General features: G+C 54.7%; 17 protein-coding genes. 6 read left to right on the top strand and 11 right to left on the bottom strand.

Annotated features, from left to right (window positions below; translation table 11 throughout):
- Positions 1–100 precede the first annotated feature (100 nt).
- Positions 101–769, top strand: a complete 669-nt coding sequence (locus B3M52_RS05380; protein ID WP_286749064.1) for a J domain-containing protein — start codon at positions 101–103, stop codon at positions 767–769.
- Here B3M52_RS05380 and B3M52_RS05375 read toward each other — a convergent pair.
- From B3M52_RS05375 to B3M52_RS05360, 4 genes are all read right to left on the bottom strand, one after another.
- Positions 740–1,744, bottom strand: a complete 1,005-nt coding sequence (locus tag B3M52_RS05375; RefSeq protein ID WP_286749063.1) for a bile acid:sodium symporter family protein — start codon at positions 1,742–1,744, stop codon at positions 740–742. The genes B3M52_RS05380 and B3M52_RS05375 overlap by 30 nt on opposite strands.
- On the bottom strand, positions 1,741–2,421 hold the full coding sequence (locus B3M52_RS05370) for a FadR/GntR family transcriptional regulator (protein ID WP_286749062.1): 681 nt from the start codon (positions 2,419–2,421) through the stop codon (positions 1,741–1,743). The genes B3M52_RS05375 and B3M52_RS05370 overlap by 4 nt, the downstream gene beginning before the upstream one ends.
- A gap of 88 nt (positions 2,422–2,509) precedes the next feature.
- On the bottom strand, positions 2,510–3,991 hold the full coding sequence (locus B3M52_RS05365) for a flavin-containing monooxygenase (RefSeq protein WP_286749061.1): 1,482 nt from the start codon (positions 3,989–3,991) through the stop codon (positions 2,510–2,512).
- Between the two features lie 78 nt (positions 3,992–4,069).
- Positions 4,070–5,038 carry a beta-ketoacyl-ACP synthase III gene (locus tag B3M52_RS05360; RefSeq protein ID WP_075194819.1) on the bottom strand — a complete coding sequence of 323 codons (969 nt, stop codon included), beginning with the start codon at positions 5,036–5,038 and terminating at the stop codon, positions 4,070–4,072.
- 186 nt (positions 5,039–5,224) lie between these two features.
- On the opposite strand from B3M52_RS05360, the gene B3M52_RS05355 reads away from it, so the two are divergent.
- From B3M52_RS05355 to B3M52_RS05345, 3 genes are all read left to right on the top strand, one after another.
- On the top strand, positions 5,225–6,007 hold the full coding sequence (locus B3M52_RS05355) for a hypothetical protein (protein ID WP_286749060.1): 783 nt from the start codon (positions 5,225–5,227) through the stop codon (positions 6,005–6,007).
- A gap of 91 nt (positions 6,008–6,098) precedes the next feature.
- A complete protein-coding gene (locus B3M52_RS05350) occupies positions 6,099–6,353 on the top strand; it encodes a YdcH family protein (protein ID WP_036207155.1) in 255 nt (84 codons plus the stop codon).
- 151 nt (positions 6,354–6,504) lie between these two features.
- Positions 6,505–6,657, top strand: coding sequence for a hypothetical protein (locus B3M52_RS05345; protein ID WP_167603990.1), 153 nt, complete (start codon positions 6,505–6,507; stop codon positions 6,655–6,657).
- A gap of 19 nt (positions 6,658–6,676) precedes the next feature.
- Here B3M52_RS05345 and B3M52_RS05340 read toward each other — a convergent pair whose 3' ends face one another.
- On the bottom strand, positions 6,677–7,564 hold the full coding sequence (locus B3M52_RS05340) for a LysR family transcriptional regulator (protein ID WP_286749059.1): 888 nt from the start codon (positions 7,562–7,564) through the stop codon (positions 6,677–6,679).
- A 247-nt stretch (positions 7,565–7,811) separates the two neighbouring features.
- On the opposite strand from B3M52_RS05340, the gene B3M52_RS05335 reads away from it, so the two are divergent.
- On the top strand, positions 7,812–8,753 hold the full coding sequence (locus tag B3M52_RS05335) for a DMT family transporter (RefSeq protein ID WP_051946927.1): 942 nt from the start codon (positions 7,812–7,814) through the stop codon (positions 8,751–8,753).
- On the opposite strand, the gene B3M52_RS05330 is transcribed toward B3M52_RS05335, so the two are convergent.
- From B3M52_RS05330 to B3M52_RS05310, 5 genes are all read right to left on the bottom strand, one after another.
- Positions 8,737–9,960, bottom strand: a complete 1,224-nt coding sequence (locus tag B3M52_RS05330) for an MFS transporter (protein WP_051946929.1) — start codon at positions 9,958–9,960, stop codon at positions 8,737–8,739. The two genes, B3M52_RS05335 and B3M52_RS05330, sit on opposite strands and share 17 nt — an antisense overlap.
- Before the next feature lie 92 nt (positions 9,961–10,052).
- Entirely contained in the window at positions 10,053–10,973 is a 921-nt protein-coding gene (locus tag B3M52_RS05325) for a peptidoglycan-binding domain-containing protein (RefSeq protein ID WP_286749058.1), read from the bottom strand.
- A gap of 110 nt (positions 10,974–11,083) precedes the next feature.
- The gene (locus tag B3M52_RS05320; RefSeq protein ID WP_085680735.1) at positions 11,084–13,087 is read right to left on the bottom strand and encodes a HAMP domain-containing methyl-accepting chemotaxis protein; all 2,004 of its coding nucleotides are present in this window, start codon (positions 13,085–13,087) and stop codon (positions 11,084–11,086) included.
- Between the two features lie 83 nt (positions 13,088–13,170).
- Complete coding sequence (locus tag B3M52_RS05315) at positions 13,171–14,076, bottom strand: ABC transporter substrate-binding protein (RefSeq protein ID WP_227517740.1); 906 nt, start codon at positions 14,074–14,076, stop codon at positions 13,171–13,173.
- A gap of 351 nt (positions 14,077–14,427) precedes the next feature.
- Positions 14,428–15,690 (bottom strand): MFS transporter, encoded by a 1,263-nt coding sequence (locus tag B3M52_RS05310; RefSeq protein ID WP_127401235.1) that lies wholly within the window; start codon positions 15,688–15,690, stop codon positions 14,428–14,430.
- A gap of 225 nt (positions 15,691–15,915) precedes the next feature.
- Between B3M52_RS05310 and B3M52_RS05305 the strand changes: the two genes are divergently transcribed.
- A complete protein-coding gene (locus tag B3M52_RS05305) occupies positions 15,916–17,364 on the top strand; it encodes a malate:quinone oxidoreductase (protein ID WP_075194831.1) in 1,449 nt (482 codons plus the stop codon).
- A gap of 83 nt (positions 17,365–17,447) precedes the next feature.
- On the opposite strand, the gene B3M52_RS05300 is transcribed toward B3M52_RS05305, so the two are convergent.
- Positions 17,448–18,755 carry an ATP-grasp domain-containing protein gene (locus B3M52_RS05300; RefSeq protein ID WP_036207174.1) on the bottom strand — a complete coding sequence of 436 codons (1,308 nt, stop codon included), beginning with the start codon at positions 18,753–18,755 and terminating at the stop codon, positions 17,448–17,450.
- Between the last annotated feature and the right edge of the window lie 102 nt (positions 18,756–18,857).

The following is an 18,857-nucleotide window of genomic DNA, read 5'->3' as shown; positions in this document are numbered from 1 at the left end:
GGATTTTTTTATGGTGAACGCTTTTTTTATATCCTATGTGACCAGATTACATTTGTCTCTCTAAAATTTAATGAAAGTCTGATGAATGAGTTATAACTCTATGAATTGTTGGGAAGTATTGGGTATCGAGCCCACCGGTGATCATGCCCGTATCAGGGCGGCTTATGAGCAACAGGAAAAGTTCGCCTCTGGGGAGGAGCTTGAACGGTTGCGGCAGGCTTTCAAGGAAGCAACGGGCGGCGAGCCGCAAACGGACAACGAACCGTCCGATGCCGGTAATGAAGAACAGCCTCAGGTTGCTGATACCCCTGTGGCAGTGAGGCAGGAGGACCAGGAGCTGGATGCCTCGGAACGACAGGTGGTACGAGAGGTCGTGATTCAGGTCCGAGCTCTGCTGAACGATTCCAGCCGCAGTAAGGACGCGCAGATCTGGAAAGCCATTCTCGGGGAGCCTCCTGCAGATCAGCCTCATGTTCGCAAGGAAATTGCCGACGCGCTGGAGCCTCAGGTTCGGCCGATGGCGGAAAACGGCAGTTTCCCGGCGCCGGTTGTGCAGTTTCTGGCGGGATGGTTCGACTGGTATAGCCTGCGGGACGCGCAGGAGCATGACGCCGAGGAGGACATGGAGGCGGAAACGCCAACGGGTGATCAGCAGCCACAGGAAGAACTGCCGCCGCAGATGGTTAACTTCTGGCCCGCGGTGATAGGCTGGATTGTCGGCTTGGCCGTATTAGCAACCTTATTCAGTGGAATGGGGGGCGGCGGCTGACGCAGCCTCAATCCTGCGGCGATAGGTTTGGGCCAGCATCGCCCCTACAATAACCTGGATCTGGTTGTAACACATGATCGGCAGCACGATCATGCCAAATCCCGGATGCCCGGAAAACAGCACCTTGGCCATGGGCAAACCGGAGGCCAGGCTTTTCTTTGAGCCACAGAACACCACGGCGGCTTCGTCCTCCAGGCTGAATCCAAACCGGCGAACCACAAACATCGCCAGCACCATAAAGAACCCCAACAGCGCGAAGCACAACCCAATGGCCAGCAGAATCGCCTTCAAAGGCAGGTTTTGCCACAGGCCGCTTGCAACGGAATGGGAAAAAGCGGAATACACGATCAGCCAGATCACGAATTTGTCGTAGCGGGAAGCAAGCATTTCGTGCCGTGCCAGGAAACCACCCAGCAGAGGGCGCAGGCCGTGTCCAACCGCAAACGGCAGAAGCAGTTGTAGCACGATGTCTTTGAGCGCCTCAGCGACCGAAAACCCGCCGTCGCCCGACGTGCTCACCAGTAGCAACAGCAGGAATGGCGTCAACATCATGCCAAACACATTGGAAGCGGCGGCGCTGCAGATGGCGGCGGGCACGTTGCCCTTCGCCATGGCCGTATAGGCGATCGAGGAAGAAACGGCCGACGGCAGTACGCCCAGATACAGGAACCCCAATCCCAGGTCCGCCGGCATCCACTGAGGCGCAAAGCGGCTGATTTCGTTGATGGGTAGTGCCACCAGGGGGAAAAAAACGAAGGTGAAAGCGGTAATGATGATGTGCAGGCGCCAATGGGTGGCACCGGCCACGATCTGTTCACGTGAAAGCGCCGCGCCATGAAGAAAAAACAGGAGTGCCACGGCCACAGTGCCTGCGGTTGCCAGGGCGTTGGCGGCATCACCACGCACCGGCAGGAACGTGGCAAGGACAATCGCACCCAAAAGCAGTAGCGTGAAAGTATCGAGCCTGAATTTCATCGACGATTTTTCCCCAAGGCTTTAAGGCTTGGCTGCAGTAAGGCCCTCGACAGAGCTTCCGCTTTCACGGGGTCCTGTCGTCGGATCGCGGCGAGTAGCAGTTCATGATCCTCCTGGGAAGGTTCAGGAAGTTCTGAGTCGAGTTCGGTCAGTTCAATAGTTTGCGTCACCGAATGGGCAAAATAGTCGTACAGCTCCGACAGGGCGGGGTTGTGTGACGCTGCGACCAGGGCCGTATGAAACGCATGATCGTGACGGATTCGGCTTTCAACATCGTTACCGGCTTTCGCCCGTTCATCCAGGGCAAGCGTCATTTTCTCCAGGTCCGTTGCGTCCCTAAGCTCCGCAGCGAGCTTCGCTGCCTCAGTTTCCAGCATGATCCTTACTTCGAGCTTGTCTCTTAACTGAGCGCGGTTGATCCTTCGCAGGGTTTCACCCGCGTCCTTTGTGGCTCGAACGTAGGTGCCATCCCCCTGACGTGTCTCCAGCATGCCGACATGTACCAGGACTCTCACCGCTTCACGAACGGTGTTACGGCTCACGCCGAGGGACTCCGACAGTTGCGCTTCAACGGGCAGACGTTCGCCAATCGCCCAATACCCTTTTTCAATGGCCTGGCGCAGGCTTTCTATGGCGGTTTCGACGAGAGAACCCTTGGAGATTCTGGCGAGCTGCATGTTTAAGATCCTGGTAAATGATGACCCAATCATCCTACGAATAAACTCGAGCTGTCAAATCAATGGGCTTGGACAGAGCAAATAGAGGCTAAACGGAAGGGTTCAGGAACTCGTAGTCATCCGGGTTCACCTCTCGCGTGGCCTTGCGGTAGGTGAAGGTAAAGCCGGGCCAGTTCACCGTGTTCTTACCATCACTGTCCAGATACCAGGAGTGGCAACCAGAGTCCCAAACGCTGTTTTTAAGCTTTGTCTGAACGCCCTCAGAGAACGCTCGAAGCCGATCTGGTTTTACATCCATCGCCGTGCCGGGTGTTGCGTTCAATGTATTGATGCAACCGAGCACGTACCGGACCTGAGATTCCAGCATGTACACGATGCTGTTGTGGGCGAGGTTTGTGTTGGGCCCGTAGAGCATGAAAAGGTTGGGGAACCTGGACACTGTAATGCCTTTGTAGGCCTCCGACCCAGTGGCCCAAGCCTGGTTAAGCGACACGCCGTCGCGGCCGGTGATGTTCATCGGCGACAGGAATTCCGAGGCTGCAAATCCGGTCCCCAGGATTATCGTGTCTAACCGGTGCAGAGCGCCGTCGGTGGTAATTACGCCTTCCTCTACGACACGCTCAATGCCAGTGGTGACGAGCTCAACGTGAGACTGATCAACGGCTGAATACCAGTCGTTGGAAATCAGTATTCGTTTGCAGCCGATCTTATAGTCCGGAACCAGATGCCTGAACTTCTCGGGATCGCGAACCTGGTGTTTGGCAAAACGCTTCGCCTGCCAGGCAAAGATTTCGAGCAAGCTGTTAAAACGGGTGAATGCCAGGGCGCGAGTTTCATTCTTCCAATAGATCAGGGAACGATAGATGCGGTCCCAGGCTGGAGCCTTCTGGAACAGTGCCTGCTCCCATTTATAGAACGGTCGGTCGGGTTTCGGCAGCACCCAGGCAGCGGAGCGCTGGAAAAGGCTGAGAGATCTTACCTTTGGCACTATTTCCGGCACGAATTGAATGGCGCTGGCACCGGTGCCAATCACGCCAACATTCTTGCCGCTCAGGTCGTAGTTATGGTCCCAACGGGCGGAATGGAACGTCGTGCCTGCAAAGGTATCCAGGCCGGGAATGTTTGGCCATGCTGGCTGATTCAACTGGCCGGTAGCGGTGACAATGATATCGGCTGTCTGAGACTCTCCGTCGGTAGTGGTGACGGTCCAAGTGTTGGTGGCTTCGTTGAAAACCGCGCTGGCGACTTCCTTGTTAAACTGAATATGCCCCGCTAAATCATATTTCTCAACACAGTGCTGCATATAATCAAGAATTTCCGGCTGCAATCCGAACTTTCTTGACCAGTCGTGTTTGGGCTCAAAGGAGAAGGAGTACAAGTGAGACTGAACATCACAGGCCGCACCGGGGTAGGTATTATCTCGCCAGGTGCCTCCAACCCCGGACGCCTTTTCCAGGAGGGTAAAGGTTTCTATTCCGGCATTCCGGAGCTGGATGGCCATGCACAGGCCGCCAAAACCGGTGCCAATGATGATCACAGACGGTGTGGTACTGCGGACACTCTCGTTCACGGAATCTTCCCTTTGACGTTATTATGGGAATTCGGATACCGGGTAGAGTATACGTCTGACGCGACTTGCGGTAGATGGTCAGAACCGGATTAACGCAGAACCCCATGTAAACCCGCCGCCAAAGGCTTCCAGCAGAAGCACCTCATTTTTCTGGATGCGACCATCGCGAACGGCAACGTCCAGCGCCAGCGGAATTGACGCAGCAGAGGTGTTACCGTGCTTGTTGACGGTCACCACCACCTGGTCCATGGACATGTTCAGCTTGCGAGCCGTGGCCGCGATAATCCTCAAATTCGCCTGGTGCGGTACCAGCCAGTCCACATCGGATTTCTTCATCTGGTTGGCTTCCAGGGTTTCGTCCACAATTCTGCCCAGGGTGTTCACGGCAATCTTGAACACTTCATTGCCCTTCATGTGAACATGGCCTTTGCCGGCCCGAACCTGGTCGAAGCCATCGCCAATACCAAAGGGTACGTGGAGCAGGTCTTCGTATTTGCCGTCAGCATGGATGTGGGTCGAGAGAATGCCGGTTTCCTCGCTGGCCTCCAACACTACGGCGCCGGCACCGTCACCGAACAGCACACAGGTGCCTCGGTCTTCCCAGTCCAGAATGCGGGAGAACAGCTCTGCGCCAACCACCAGAACCTTCTTGCTGCTGCCGGTTTTGATGAACTTGTCAGCAACCGATAACGCATAGACAAACCCGCTGCAAACAGCCTGGATATCGAAAGCCGGGCAGCCATGGATATCGAGTCTCGCCTGTAGAATGCACGCCGAGCTGGGAAAGATCTTGTCAGGGGTGGATGTGGCGAACACAATCAGGTCAATGTCGGCAGGCTGAAGTCCGGCGGCTTCAATGGCCCTGCGGGATGCTTTTTCAGCAAGATCGACGGTGGTTTCACCTTCTACAGCGATGTGTCGCTGCTCAATGCCGGTACGCTCACGAATCCACTGGTCGCTGGTGTCGACGATTTTCTCCATGTCTTCGTTTGTCATGACATTCTCAGGCAGATAGGAGCCCGTGCCGACAATTCGCGCGTACGTCATGTGCTAGTTTCCTCAGGTGAACGGATCAATACTCAGATTCTTTCAATCATCCTATACCCTATTGATCGCCCCCAGCTATTAGCGTTTTGTCAAAGATGAGCGGGAGATACCCCGGAAAAGCTGGTACTCAGCCTGTAATCAGCTATACCTGTAGACAGGAACTCTTGTTGTGAAGGAGTGCTGCTGATGACAGACCTTCCCCTCGGTATGAAGTATTACCTGCTTATTCTCACCTCAAGCCTGATTGAAGACCTCAATGACTATGGCGTCAAATGGATTGCGAACGAACCGGGCATTGCGATTCGTGACGTTGAAAAGGCGTTTTTCTGCGCCCGGGCCCTCGAAAGCAGGATGCCGGACGAACCTGGCCAGGCGGACCCGCGCCTGTGGTCGGAGCTTATGAAATCTATCCATACCATTCGGCGCGTCCTGGATGTGGTCGAGAAAACCACGTTCGATGCCGTGATCGCCGAGGCCCTGGAAACCACGTCCGATATCGCGCGAGCAGATATCAAGCACGTCTTCGAACAAAAACGGGAAGCGGGGGAGGTGGATTTCCGTCTTCACGGACTTCTCAACACTAAACCAGATTCCGGCAAACCGGACCCTGCAGTGCGCGAGGCCTTCATGCTGAAGCGGGCACGTCGCTATCAAAGCTTTATGGCGTTCGACGGCGCCACACTGAACGCCGACGAGAAGGTGATATTGAACGATGCGCAATTGGTCGCCCGCCACATAATGGATGGCGACCGTGATAACCGTCGAATTGATGCACTGCTCGTTATGGGCGCCGTGCTGATTGAAACGGCCAGCGTGAGACCAAAAGCCAGGATCCCACGACTGATCCGGGAGAGCTTTGATCGCATGGCCACCAAGGCTGCGATGGCTCTCGGTGCCATTGTCTATCGTGACGAGTATCTTGAGTTTAAAGCTACTCTCGGATTGGAGCGGCTTGATTCGGATTTATAGGGAGCTGCTTTATAACGTTTTAACGGTTCACAACTCCCGGTGATGAATGGCATCCTGACTAACCACTCTGCGAAAAGAAGGAGACGAGGTAATGGGCATTTCCAACCACGAACTTCATAACGAATTCCCCCAGTTTGGCGAATTGATCGACGAACTGAGAAAGAACGACCCGACGTTCCAGCACCATTTTCGGCAGTACGCAGAGCTGGACCAGGAAATCGAAGGCCTGGAACGCAGGGATGCCCCGATCGGAGACGATCAGTTGCACCAGATGAAACAACAGCGACTGCAACTGAAAGATGATCTGTATAAGACGCTTGTAAAGAAGTCGAACGGGGCGGCATAGGTACAAGTTGCTAGGCTCAAAGGCCCCAAAACAAGGCCTCGTAGTGGTTTCCAAGTATGGGGCCGGACAGGAATCATCCATAAAATATGGTAACTACTTAAAACCGATTACGGTTTAACCCTTTGTTGTTATCGATAGATGGATGATTGAAATGAAAAGAGCCGCATCACTGTACAAAGGGTGGAGAATGAAGCGTAACTTCCTCCACCTGGTCCTGACCATGGAACCCCGTCTTCTGAAGGACGTTGGTTACCCACCTGAGCTTGTTGCACAGCGTCTGGATACACCGTTCTGGAAGTTCTGATCTGTTATAAAACAGATGACTATAGAGACATCCTTAGAAACTGGATGAACTCCCTGGCACGCCTTGGCAGGTACCGCCGATCCGAATACATTGCGTAGATCGAGCGGGGTACCGGCTCCGCGCCAAGCTTTAAATGCTGAAGCGTGCCGGCTCCAAGTTCCGCGGCCACATAGTCGCGAGGCACCATTGCGATGCCCAGCCCCTTTTTTACCGCCTCGATTAACATCATGGAGTTGTCCGCAACCAGCGGACCGGCGACGCTGACAGATTTTGTCTGGCCCGAGCCAGTCGAGAGCAGGAACTCCCATCGCTTTGCATCTGGGCTCATGCTGTACACAAGGCATTGATGGGAAGGCAGATCATCGATCGTGGCGGGCACACCTGCCTCGGCCAGATAACCTGGTGACGCCACCAGAATACGATCGAGCGACCCCAGCCGCATTGCAACAAGCGATGAGTCTTCCGGTGCTTCTATCCCCCGAATGGCCACATCAACGCCGCTTCCAACCAGATCGGTAAGTTGGTCGCTCATCTGTAGCCGAAGGGACAGCGACGGGTGTTCTTTCTTGAACTGGAGAATCAACGGGCTGAGAACCTTGATGGACAGGGAAACCGGGCTGGCAACAACCAACTCGCCCGACAGATCGCCGGTATCAGCAACGGAATCGAGCATTTCGCTGGTTTGCTCATTGATAGAAAGGCAATAGGTGTAGAATCGCTCGCCTTCGTCCGTAAAGCTGATCGTACGGGTATTGCGGTTGATCAGCTTCGAGCCCGTCCAGGATTCGAGGAACCGGACATACTTGGATATAACTGCATTCGAGCAGTGGAACTCGTCGGCAGCAGCCGTAAACGAGCCCAGCTCGTAAATTCGCTTGAAATACTCCACACCCTTGAGGCGGTCCATGCCGGCGCTCCACATCAGATCTTGATTGATGAGGGAATTATACAGGCAAGCGCCAGAGTGTGGCTGAATTCTACCGGGTCTGCCGACCAGACCCTTTGAATCGTCAAAACAGGGGCCTGCGCTGACAAAAACCGATGAGTTTCGGGGAATCGACGCGCATATCGGCAAAGGAGTTTTCACGAAACGTGTAGTGATCCGTGGTCGCAGCATCGGGATGATAGGGCTCGCAACCAACGGAGAAAAAACCATGAAACAACATGCGAGTACCGCATCTCATCAACCCGATGTAACATCCATGCTTCTGTTATTGGGCGTTGGCGTACTGATTGCCCTGATGCTGCCGCTTTCCAGGGCCGCCATGGACATCGGCATGACACCACTGGCGTACGCCTTCTGGCAGGCTTTGGGTGGCGGTATCCTGCTGGTTCTCTGCGGTCGCCGGGGTTCCCCGGTGCGATTCAGCAGGCCCCTGTTTCAATACTTTGGCATCAGCGGACTGACCGCCATTGCCGTACCCAATGCGCTGGCCTTCATTGTTGTTGCGAATATTGGGTCCGGCCTGACGGCGACTCTCTATGCGCTGCCATCCCTTGCCACCTACGGGATCTCCGTCATTCTGGGCATGGAAACACTGAGCAGGAAAAAGTCCATTGGGCTGAGTCTGGGCGTTGCCGGTTGTGTCTGGATTCTGTCGCCCAATCCGGCGGGCATCAATCCGGACTCGCTGCCATGGCTGCTGTTAGGTATGTTGGTTCCACTGTCCCTCGCTATTGGCAATGTGTATCGCACGTCTCACTGGCCGAAAGGGGCTACTCCAGAGCAGCTGGCCCCTGGAATGCTTCTCGCCGGTGCCGTACTGATTTTACTGGTGGTCGTGGTGACTGGGGGCGCACATTCGCTGCTTGTTAGCGGGATGGATCTCTGGACCATTGTGGCCGTTCAGTCTGTCCTGACTGCGATCAGTTATCGCGGCTTCTTTCACTTACAGAAGCGGACATCGCCAACGTTTCTCAGCCAACTGGGGTTCGTGATTACACCCGCTGGCCTATTGTTCGGGATCGTTTTCTTTGGTGAGTCTTATGGTTGGGCCGTGTGGGGTGGCGTGGTGCTGCTCTTGATAGGTGTTGTACTGGCAAACGGCGCCACCCGTGAACGCAAAACCTGCAACGCGGTCAGGAATCCTGGCTAAGCGCAACGTCGTCGTCGACACGCTCTGGGCCGGACTGCTGACGCCATGCCAATAGAAATATCGCGAGCCCGGCAACGGCGGTTGTGGCACCAACATACCCTGTGGACTGCCATCCAAGGCCGGCACTGATAGCCATCCCGCCCAGCCAGGGTCCAAGAGCATTGGCCACGTTGAACGCTGCGTGGTGAGAGGCGGCGGCCAGTGTCTGGGCACCGTGCGCCACGTCCATCAGGTGGGTTTGCAGCGCGGGCCCAAGGCCAACCATCAAGGCGACCAGGAAGCACATCACCAGCATGGTCCAGATGGTTTCTGTGGCGTAGGGATACAGAAGCAGCATGCTGATGCTCCACAACAACATCCAGCCAACGCTGCGGAACTGGAGGCGATCAAACAGCCAACCTCCGAGGATGTTGCCAACGAATCCTCCGAGCCCGAAGACCGCGAGTGCGATTGGAATCCAGAAGGGATTGACCCCGGTGACTTCCAACAATGTTGGAGCCATATAGCTGAATACACAAAACATGCCGGCAAACCCGATGGAGCCGATGGCGAGCGGATACCAGATTTCCGGGCGATTGAACGCCCGGATTTCCGAGAATGGGCTTTGCCGTTCCTCTTGTCGATTGAGAGGCAGGAAAAGAACAATCATCAATCCGGTAAGGGCTGCGATAGCACCCACAAACCCAAAGGCATACCGCCAATCCAGATGTTGCCCAAGAATCGTTGCCAGTGGGTTTCCGATCAACAGCGCGAGGGTAAGCCCCATCATGACCAGGCTCACGACCTTGGCGCGTTTGTTAAAAGGTACGAGTGAGGCGGCAACCAGGGCGGCAACACCGAAATAGGCGCCATGGGGGAGGCCGGCGATGAACCGGAACACCAGAAGTGATCCGTACCCCGGCGCCAGGGCACTGGCAATATTTCCCAGCGCGTAGAACGACATCAACAAGATCAGCAGGTGCCGCCGATAAAGCCTGGCACCGCCAATGGCCAGGAGCGGCGCTCCCACGACAACGCCCAGCGCGTACGCACTGATCAAGTGGCCGACCTGTGGTTCCGTAACCCCCAGATCCGCGGCAACGCCGGGCATCAGCCCCATGATGGCAAACTCTCCCGTACCTATCCCAAACCCGCCCATGGCGAGTGAGAATATGATCAGTGTAATCCTGGCGGGAGAGTAGGGAGCTTCCTGCAATTGAGAGGGCATGGGGTGGTTGGCCTTGGCTGCAAGTCAGTAAATTTGAAACAAGGCCGCCCAGTGTGAGCTAATCCAACGCATTTCGGAATACGCGTATGTCCTCAGATCAGCCAGCCGAAGAGGAAGTCGAATAACGAGCTGAAAAAACCGCCACTGCTTTTCGCGACAGTGGTGGATTCCGAAGTGTTGTCTGAGGTCGAACTCGTTGCCTGCGATGACTCCGAAATCTCCGGATTGCCAGAAGCCGTCGGTTCTTCTGGCAACTGGTAGTCAACATCCGTTGATGTCTCTTCGGTCGCCTCGGAAGGCACATTGAGAGCCACGGAAGGTTCTGCATCAACGGTTGAGAGCTCTTCGACCGTTGATGTCTCTTCAACAATTGAGGGCTCGTCAATGGTTTGGGGCTTCTCCATGGCTGAGGGCTCTTCAACAGCCGCAACTGCAACGGGTTCGGTTTCAGGTTCCTCTGCGATTTGAGGTTCAGGCTTTGGATCTTTAGCTAATTCCGTTTCGGGCTGAATCACAGGCTTATCGTTTGTTGCTACGATGGTCTCCGGAGCAGGTGCTGATTCTTCTTCCAAGGTTGGCGCTTCAGTCGATACTGGCACTGGCTCCGGCTTAACCTTCGGTTCAGGCGCAGCTGCAATGGGTTGTTTTGCACTGGGTGACCCGAAACGCTGCTTGCTGATTCCCGCGTCAGCCATCGCCCCCTCACGGCTTCGCGCGCTGTTGCCAGTCACGGCATCGCCATCCTTAACGGCGATTCCCAGGGCAGACAACGTTTGTGGGTCCAGATCGCCAGTGGCCTGCAACCCCTCTCGACCGGATTGATACTTCCGGATGGCCGAGCGCAGGGTGTCGTCCATCCACCCATCGGCCTTGCCAATATCATAGCCAGCACCGTAGAGGGCATTTTCAGCAGCAAAGATGGTGTCGGCAGGATCGGCCTGAGCGACTGCACAAAAGGACACCGTCAGCGCCGCAAGAAAGCCGGGCATCCTGGTAAAACGTGAATGGCTCATGGGTGAATCTCTCCCTGATACGCTGTATTTATAGCTATTGTTTGAGTATTGAAAGTATCAGTAATTGAACATGTCGCCCATGACGCAGTTAACACAAGCGGAAAAGGGTCCTAGTTCGACGTTTTAAAGCGACGCACCAGGCCGTTAAGGTCTTCCGCCATCTCCGCCAGGGAATTGCTGGATTGGTTAACGTGGGCAATATCGTCGGTGAGCTTGTCGATGGCACTACTACTGGCCTCCACGTTCTGAGTCATCTCAGCAGCGGTCGCCCGCTGTTGCTCAGTGGCACTTGCAACCTGCGTTGTCATATCCACAATCCGGTTTACGGCCGCCATGATTTCTGACAGAGCAGCGCCAGACTTGCCGGCTTCTTCACTGGCTTCAGAGGCCATCTGTTTGGCCTTGCTCATATCAACCACCGCGCCGGCGGCACCGCTTTGCAGATTCGAGACGATTCGCTCGATATCGACCGTTGAATCCTGAACCCGCTTGGCAAGCCCCCGGACCTCATCAGCAACCACCGAAAACCCACGGCCTGCGTCTCCCGCACGTGCTGCTTCGATGGCGGCATTGAGGGCGAGGAGGTTGGTTTGTTCTGCGATAGCCTGAATAACGTCCAGTACGTTACCGATCTCACCGGATTCCTGCTCAAGCCGTTGGATGCGCTTTGACCCTGCCTCGACCTGTTCTGCGAGTCGGGAAACGGATTTAACTGCGGTCGACACCGTTTCCTGGCCGGTTCCTGCCAGCTCGGCGGCCTGGCGTGCGGATTCATCTGTGTCACTGGTGTTGGACGCGATTTCGTCGGAGGTGGAGACCATTTCCTGCATCGCCGCCGAAACTTGAGTCACCTGGTCCCGTTGTTGTTCGGCATTGGCAGTGGTGCTGTTTGTAATGCCAGACAATGACTCAGATTCCGTACTGAGACGCCGGGACGACGCGACAATCCGGGAAATGATGTCTTCCAGGGTTTCCAGGAAGGCATTGACCGCTGAGATGAAATCGCCAATCTCGTCAGGGCGGCCCTTGGTCAGCCGGGTAGAAACGTCGCCTTCGTTATTTCCAATGTTTTCCAGGTAACCCAGAATTTCTGACCGGGCACGCTTGACGCTGTTACCCATCATACGGCTCATCAGCAGGGCGACCACCAGGCCCAGAACGACAGACGCAACGAATGCGGCGAGTGTCAGGTTGAGTGCCGTCTCGGTCTCTGCTTCCGCTTCGTCGGCCACGGTTTCGAGGGAGGCAAAAACCTCTTTCTCAAGATTCCTCGCCATGTCAGTGATTTGGGGGCCCAGTACGTCAAGCCTGTCTTCCTTTGTTCGGATCATCGCCTTTTGCTGAACCAGCAGCTCGTTGACCGAAGCCTGGTATTTCTCGAGTGCCGCTATCGCGGTATCGAAATACTGCCTGACGTAGTCGGGGACCGAATCCATGTCCAGAAACTCGAGCGCATCGGAAATATCCTCCATGGCATAACCCAATGCAGTTTCCGAGGATTCGTCGCCATCGGCAAAGAAGCGCTGTGAGGCCATTCGCATCATGAGGGTATCGTGAATCAGCTGTTCCAGAACGACGCGCAACCGGCTATCCGGTTCTCTGTTGGTAACGCCATCAATGGCCCTGCGCAGTGCCTCTGATGCTGTGGGGCCGTACTGGTCCAGTTCGTCGGCAATGATATTTTTTACTTGCTGCTTGGCGGGCACCAGTTCGCTTTTGAAGACATTCGCGTACTGCAAAGTCGCCTCTTCGATCTCTGCAACCAGTTGCACACGGTCGGCACTTTTGATCGTCTGTTGCGCTGCCGACAACTCCCTGAAGAAATCTGTCTCCAACTGCTCGAAGCGGGCCAGGATGTCTTCGTTACCGGTGGCGTAGTAGTCGAAGACTCTCAGTCTCATGGTGTAAAGGTTGATAAGCACACCGGTCGCAACGGCGGTTTCCGGTGCCAGATCCCTTGCCACCGTATCCATTCGCGCATCAAGGCTCTGAAATTCCCGGATGCTGTAAAAGGTGACGAGGGCGAACAAAAGCAGAATGAAAACAGGTGCTATCAGGAGTTTTCCGCTTACACCAAGCCGGCGTTCAATGAATTCTAGTTTTTCTACAGCCACTGGTCTGCCCCTCTATGCGTGTATGCGTGCGAGATCTCTTGGTTAACGGCTGTTCCGGCATAATCTGGAGCCGCCCAACCAATTTATTCAACGAAGTTTGCTTGGGTCGCAATCATGGGGGAAAGCTCCAGGTTCCAATGAGCCATGCCGCTTCGGCTATAGATGTAGTGCCCGCTCAGGGAATTCATTTTCGGAATGCGGGCGGGCTTGACTCCATTAAGGATGAGGGATGCCAAGCGAGCGGCGGTAATGCCCTCCTGGTGAGCTGAAATGGTGAAGCCGCCAATGGCTTGCTGCTTACCAATGTTGATATCCCAAAAGGAAAAGATGGGAACCCGGCTTTGATTGAACGCTCTGGTAATGAGTTCGTCCGGTGCGATGTAGGTGCCCTCTGCATCCCGGATGGTGTGGTGGGTGCCAACGATGATTGCATCGTACAGTTCGTGGGCCCGAACAACCGACTGCAACCAGGTGTCTTTGTCGTTGGTAAGGACGATGTCCAGTTTGGAGCCATATATTTCGGCACTTCTCTTGTCGCCGAAGTATTCATTGACTGCGTTTCGCATGGTGGGTGAGTCGTCCATTAATACAAGAAAGTGTTTATCCACTTTCAATACTTTCTGAAGATGACGGATGCTCTCCTCAAAAAATGGCCGTTCCAGCAAACCGGCGACCAAATCGTGTTCCAGGGTAGGGTGCTGCGCGGGACCGCCGTTGACACCCAGGAAAACAACCGGAATCTTCCGCTCAACCAAGTGGTTGGCCATGAGGGAGAATGCGTTGTCGTCTCCCAGAATGGCAATGTCAGGCTGGATCTCGGTAATGGATTGCTGGAGGCTGGCTACTTTTTGGGGCCATTCTGATTTCGGCAATCTTTTAGTGTCGAGGGCAAGCACGTGAATGTCGTGGTCGTCGCCCAGCACTGATTGGACGGCGGCGATGTAATCAGCGTCCCATTTATAGCCTTGATGATAGCTCTCGATAATCACCACAGTTTTGCTGAAACACAGGGGGCTTACTAGCAGAAGAGCCAGGAGGAGCGTACGCATTGGGTGTTCCTTATTATTGTCCGAGTGAAGTCTGCACCCGTTCTTTCTTGTTGAAAGCGCTTGTTTTTATCGTTATTCCGTTGAACCAAACAGGAACCGTGCCAGATTTCTAAGTCATTGTTTTATAGAAGCATTTGCGAATTGGTAGGCGTTGGGATTGGGAACATCCGCTCTGAGTGTCTGGTTTTAGCGACACAATGTTCAGAATGGGGATAAAGCTGTCTGATTTATCGGACAGTGCTGTCCTGATATCCGGACTTCGGTAGGGTAAGTTGGGACGGTCTCCGTGGCTCAGGCGTCTGTTTCGAACGTCGAGGCTCGGCGGGATGCCCAGGCGAACCCCAGTAATCCGACAATTGGGCCGGGAACCAGCAGCCAGGCCGCGTCCAGACCGATACGATCGAACAGCGCGGTGGTTGCAGCGATCGATACCACGGTAATCGCAAAGCCGATGGAATTTTGAATCGCCAGCGCGGCACCAACTACTTCCTTTGGGCAAGCTTGCGCGGACAGGGCGGAGAACTGGGGAGAATCCGCAATCACGGTCGCGCCCCAGGCGAGTAGGAGTATTCCCAGCCACATGGCAGGCAAGTCACGCCAGAAGAGAGCAAACACCACTGCGCAAACACAAGAGGAGGCCAGTGCACCGACCGCAACTTTTGCACTCCCAATACGACGTGACAGGAATCCCCCAACAAGACACCCCAAAGCGCCGATGCCAATGATACTGAACGCCATACCGGATAATCCGACGGCCGAGTATTCACTGATGAGTGCCGTATTGGCCACAAGCAGTGGTACGACCGTCCAGAACGCGTAAAGCTCCCACATATGCCCGAAATAGCCCAGGGCTGCAGCACGAAATCGATTGACCTTGAAGGCGTCAAAGACCGTCAGCGGTCGCTCGGAGGCGGTGCCCGATGATTGTTTTTTCTGGCCTGCACCTGGTAAATGAGGGCCATCTCCAAGCAGATGGATAAGAACGGCGCCAAATAGCGCAAGTAGCGATGATGCCAGGATGACGTACTGCCATGGCAGGTCCGCACCGGCTTCTCGCAATGCATGGGGCAGTGCGGTGCCGAGCGTCAGCATGGCGACAAGCTGGGCGAGGGCCTGCCCGGTCCGCTCGGGAGCCCAGCTGACGATCAACTTCATGCCTACGGGGTAGATGCCCGCCAAACTCAGGCCAACCAGGAAGCGGAACACAATGCCACTGGCCAGACCCTCCGAAAACCAGGCGAAGCAGGCATTGAACAAAGCACCGCAAGCCGCACTCACCACAAAAATAAGACTGGCACGATACCGCTCTGCCAGGCCTCCCAAAGCCATGATCATTGTGCCCAGGATAAAGCCGCCCTGAACTGCGTTGGTCAGCCAGCCAATATCAGCAGCACTGATTTGCCAACTGGTCATCAGGGTATCCGTAGCACTATTGGCGCTGAACCACAGCGATGTTCCGAACAGTTGGGCGAGGGCGATTGTCGCAACGGGGCCAAGCCTGCGCAAAAACCTTGAAGGGATGGGGGTAGCCCCCTCAAATTGTCCAGACGTCATAAATGCGCTCCATATCCGTCGCGGCCATCAGTGTAGACTGACCGGCTGGCACAGTATACTGATGCACTATTCGGCATTTGGCGTAGAAACTGGACGCCAGATGAAGTGCCCAGATGGAAAAACAGGAATGTGGCAGGTTTTCAGTGTTCGATGGAAGCGTGGTACCTTCGGGCAAGCAAACTTTATCGTTGGATATCAGAAAACTAAAGCGGGTGGATAGACTCTATGGACGTAATGATCATCGGCGCGGGGATTATGGGAACCACGTTTGCCACGTTGGCAAAAGAGCTGGCTCCTGAGTTGAATATCACCATCCTGGAGAGATTGGAGAGCGCTGGAGAGGGTAACTCGTGGGTGTTCAACAACGCCGGCACGGGACATGAGGCGAACTGCGAGCTGAATTACACGCCGGTGGACGAAGAAGTTATCTCGGTCGAAAAGGCCTTGAAGATCCATGCGCAATTCAACGTGGCCAAGCAGTTCTGGGCGCACCTGATCAAAAAAGGCGCGATCAAGGACCCCAAGACGTTCATCAATCAGACCAAGCACTGCACCATCGTCTCTGAATCCTCAATCGACGAATTGCGACTGCGGTTCAAGGAAATGTCTGCTCATCATTTTTTTGAGAGCATGCGTTTCTCAGAGGATTTCGACGAAATCAAGAGCTGGATCCCCTATTTGATGGAAGGGCGTCCTCGCCATGAAAAGATGGCTGCGACCGTCATAGAAACAGGCACGGACGTGAATTTCGGTGCTCTGACCCAACAAATGGCTGAACACGCTGCTCAAGACCTGGGTGTGAAGATTGAGTACGGCACCCATGTTAAACGCGTACACAAGAGCCCCGCGGGGAGTTGGCTTATAGAAACCGAACGCCATGGAGCCCACGCTCGTTACAAGGCTGATGTACTGTTTGTTGGTGCGGGTGGGGGGGCATTCCCGATCCTGAAGAAAAGCCACCTGCCGTTTGCGAAACGGTTTACAGGCTTTCCCGTCGGCGGGCGGTTCCTGCAGGCCCCGATCAGCGCAGAGCAGGCCGATCATTACCGGGCAAAAACCTATGGCAAAGCAAAAGTAGGCGCGCCCCCCATGTCGGTGCCGCATCTGGATTTGCGAGTGGCGGATGGCCAGCACTACCTGTTGTTCGGCCCGTTTGCCTCTTTCAAGCCCGTTCTGGAGAAAGGACGTGGATTCTTTGACTACCTCCGGGCAATGCGCCTGCATGATATCCCAGGATTGCTGAACGTCACCCTTGAGCACTTCCCATTGGTGAAGTACCTGGTTTCAGAGACCTTCAAGGGCGAGAAGAGCATGTTCGAGGAGCTTGAAAGCTTTGCGCCCGGCCTGAGCAAAAAATTTGACTGGAAACCGGTTCACGCCGGCCAACGGGTCCAGATCATCAAGGACGGCGATCTGCAGATGGGTACGGAAATCCTAGTGTCCAAGGACAAAACCTACGGAACCTTGTTGGGAGCATCGCCAGGGGCATCGGTTTCGCCGGAGGTAATGCTGAGGTGCCTGGAACAGCTACTACCGGCCATTTTTACCAAAGAGGCAACCAGGAAAGCGAAGAAAGAGATTTTTCCTGAAGATGATCTGGATACCCTGGCTACGAATCCTGATCGTTATCGGGAAATTCGTGATGCCGTTAATAAGCAGTTGGGAATAGTTTGAAGTAGGGGCGTTCCATGATTCCGGAGTTGCAGGTCAGAATCATGGAACGCTATCCGAATAGCACCTGAATGGGCGGTGACTACCTAGACATAGAAGTCCAGGTCCTCCTGAGCTTTCAACAGGTCCCGCATCTTGATGGGGTCATCACCATAGAAGAAGACCAGGCCCCAGTGAGTACCGAAGGCGGACCGGTCAGGAACCGTTTCTTCCGTCGGTGCAACGAGTTCATGTGACTCGAAATAGGGGTGATCAACACATTCCGGAGGCATTTCCAGCTTGCTGACCACGCGGCGGCGCGGATAAACACCGAAGCAACCGGCATAGCCCTTGGCATCGACCACTTCGCGTGGGAAGAATTTTTCCACTTCCTCTTTGGTGCTCTTGGGGTCAAATACCAGCATTGACGCCTGGTACGCGTTAAACCCATACGCACGTTCAATCAGCTCAAACGCCTTGAAGCCGGGTGGGCGGTAAGCAACCTCACCAAAGTACATTTCACCATCAGCAGTAACGAAGTACTCCGGGTGAATCAAGCCAAACTTAATATCGAACGTTTTGATCAGCAACTCGATCTGCTTGGTGATGGCATTACGCCAGCTTTCGAGTTGCTCGGTCGCCGGAACGAAAACGGAATAGCCCAGCGTTACGTACTCAGAGATATTGAGAAACTTGATCTTGCCGTCGTGAATCCATGCCTCAACGGCAAACTCCCAGCCGCTCAGATGGCTTTCCATGAGCAACGGATATTCTTCCGCTGGAATGTTGTCAATTTCCTCAAGCGTACGGATCATTCGATGGCCGAGGCAACCAGCCTTGTCAAACGCCTTGACGTGAATGGGGTCGTCCGGGTCGCCATCCAGTTTCAACAGGGTCTGGTTGACACGCTTCATGAAACGGACGATGTCGTCTTTCTCGTGGGCCTCCTCGAAGATCCCGACCCGAATGCCGCCAAGCTGGGCACGGCGCTTCATCAAAGCCTTGTCACGGAACAGAATCGACTGCCCGTACATGCGAGGGCTGTCCAGGAGCACTGAGTTGATCGCCCCAGACCACTCAACGGTCTCTTCAAACAACGGTATGGCAACGTCAACGCCTTCCTCTTTCAGCCTTTCAGCAATCTGCAGGGACCGATCATTCAAACGGATAAAATCCCATGGGATAAAGGGGATCTTGTTAGCGGTACAAAAATCCGCAGCCCATTCCGGAGCAACAACGATGTAGCGGCGGTCGAACTTCTGTGCGGCCTTGATGGCATTGACGCTCCAGCCAAGCAGGGCGATATAGCCTTTGTTCGGATCCTTTGGGGTCTCCGTACCTTTAACAGAGTCCATTTCCGGATCAAGCCAGGCGGCCACATCATTTGATAAGGGCGCTTCTTGTGTTGTCGACATGTGTCGTTCTCCTTGCAACCTGCCCGATAGGAGCATGTAAGTAGTTGAAATTATTGCGGGGCAAGTGTCGTGAGTTAATACATCCTCTCTACCAACATAGTC

This window comes from Marinobacter sp. UBA2688 (assembly GCF_002352785.1).
GTDB classification, from domain to species: Bacteria; Pseudomonadota; Gammaproteobacteria; order Pseudomonadales; family Oleiphilaceae; genus Marinobacter; species Marinobacter salarius.
This window is presented reverse-complemented; position numbering and strand designations above follow the sequence as displayed.

Coding starts and splice junctions, on each gene's coding strand:
- B3M52_RS05335 (WP_051946927.1), top strand. CDS start 7,812: ATGAAACAACATGCGAGTACCGCATCTCATCAACCCGATGTAACATCC.
- B3M52_RS05360 (WP_075194819.1), bottom strand. CDS start 5,038: ATGACGTACGCGCGAATTGTCGGCACGGGCTCCTATCTGCCTGAGAAT.
- B3M52_RS05345 (WP_167603990.1), top strand. CDS start 6,505: ATGAAAAGAGCCGCATCACTGTACAAAGGGTGGAGAATGAAGCGTAAC.
- B3M52_RS05300 (WP_036207174.1), bottom strand. CDS start 18,755: ATGTCGACAACACAAGAAGCGCCCTTATCAAATGATGTGGCCGCCTGG.
- B3M52_RS05350 (WP_036207155.1), top strand. CDS start 6,099: ATGGGCATTTCCAACCACGAACTTCATAACGAATTCCCCCAGTTTGGC.
- B3M52_RS05355 (WP_286749060.1), top strand. CDS start 5,225: ATGACAGACCTTCCCCTCGGTATGAAGTATTACCTGCTTATTCTCACC.
- B3M52_RS05305 (WP_075194831.1), top strand. CDS start 15,916: ATGGACGTAATGATCATCGGCGCGGGGATTATGGGAACCACGTTTGCC.
- B3M52_RS05370 (WP_286749062.1), bottom strand. CDS start 2,421: ATGCAGCTCGCCAGAATCTCCAAGGGTTCTCTCGTCGAAACCGCCATA.
- B3M52_RS05310 (WP_127401235.1), bottom strand. CDS start 15,690: ATGACGTCTGGACAATTTGAGGGGGCTACCCCCATCCCTTCAAGGTTT.
- B3M52_RS05375 (WP_286749063.1), bottom strand. CDS start 1,744: ATGAAATTCAGGCTCGATACTTTCACGCTACTGCTTTTGGGTGCGATT.
- B3M52_RS05325 (WP_286749058.1), bottom strand. CDS start 10,973: ATGAGCCATTCACGTTTTACCAGGATGCCCGGCTTTCTTGCGGCGCTG.
- B3M52_RS05380 (WP_286749064.1), top strand. CDS start 101: ATGAATTGTTGGGAAGTATTGGGTATCGAGCCCACCGGTGATCATGCC.
- B3M52_RS05340 (WP_286749059.1), bottom strand. CDS start 7,564: ATGGACCGCCTCAAGGGTGTGGAGTATTTCAAGCGAATTTACGAGCTG.
- B3M52_RS05330 (WP_051946929.1), bottom strand. CDS start 9,960: ATGCCCTCTCAATTGCAGGAAGCTCCCTACTCTCCCGCCAGGATTACA.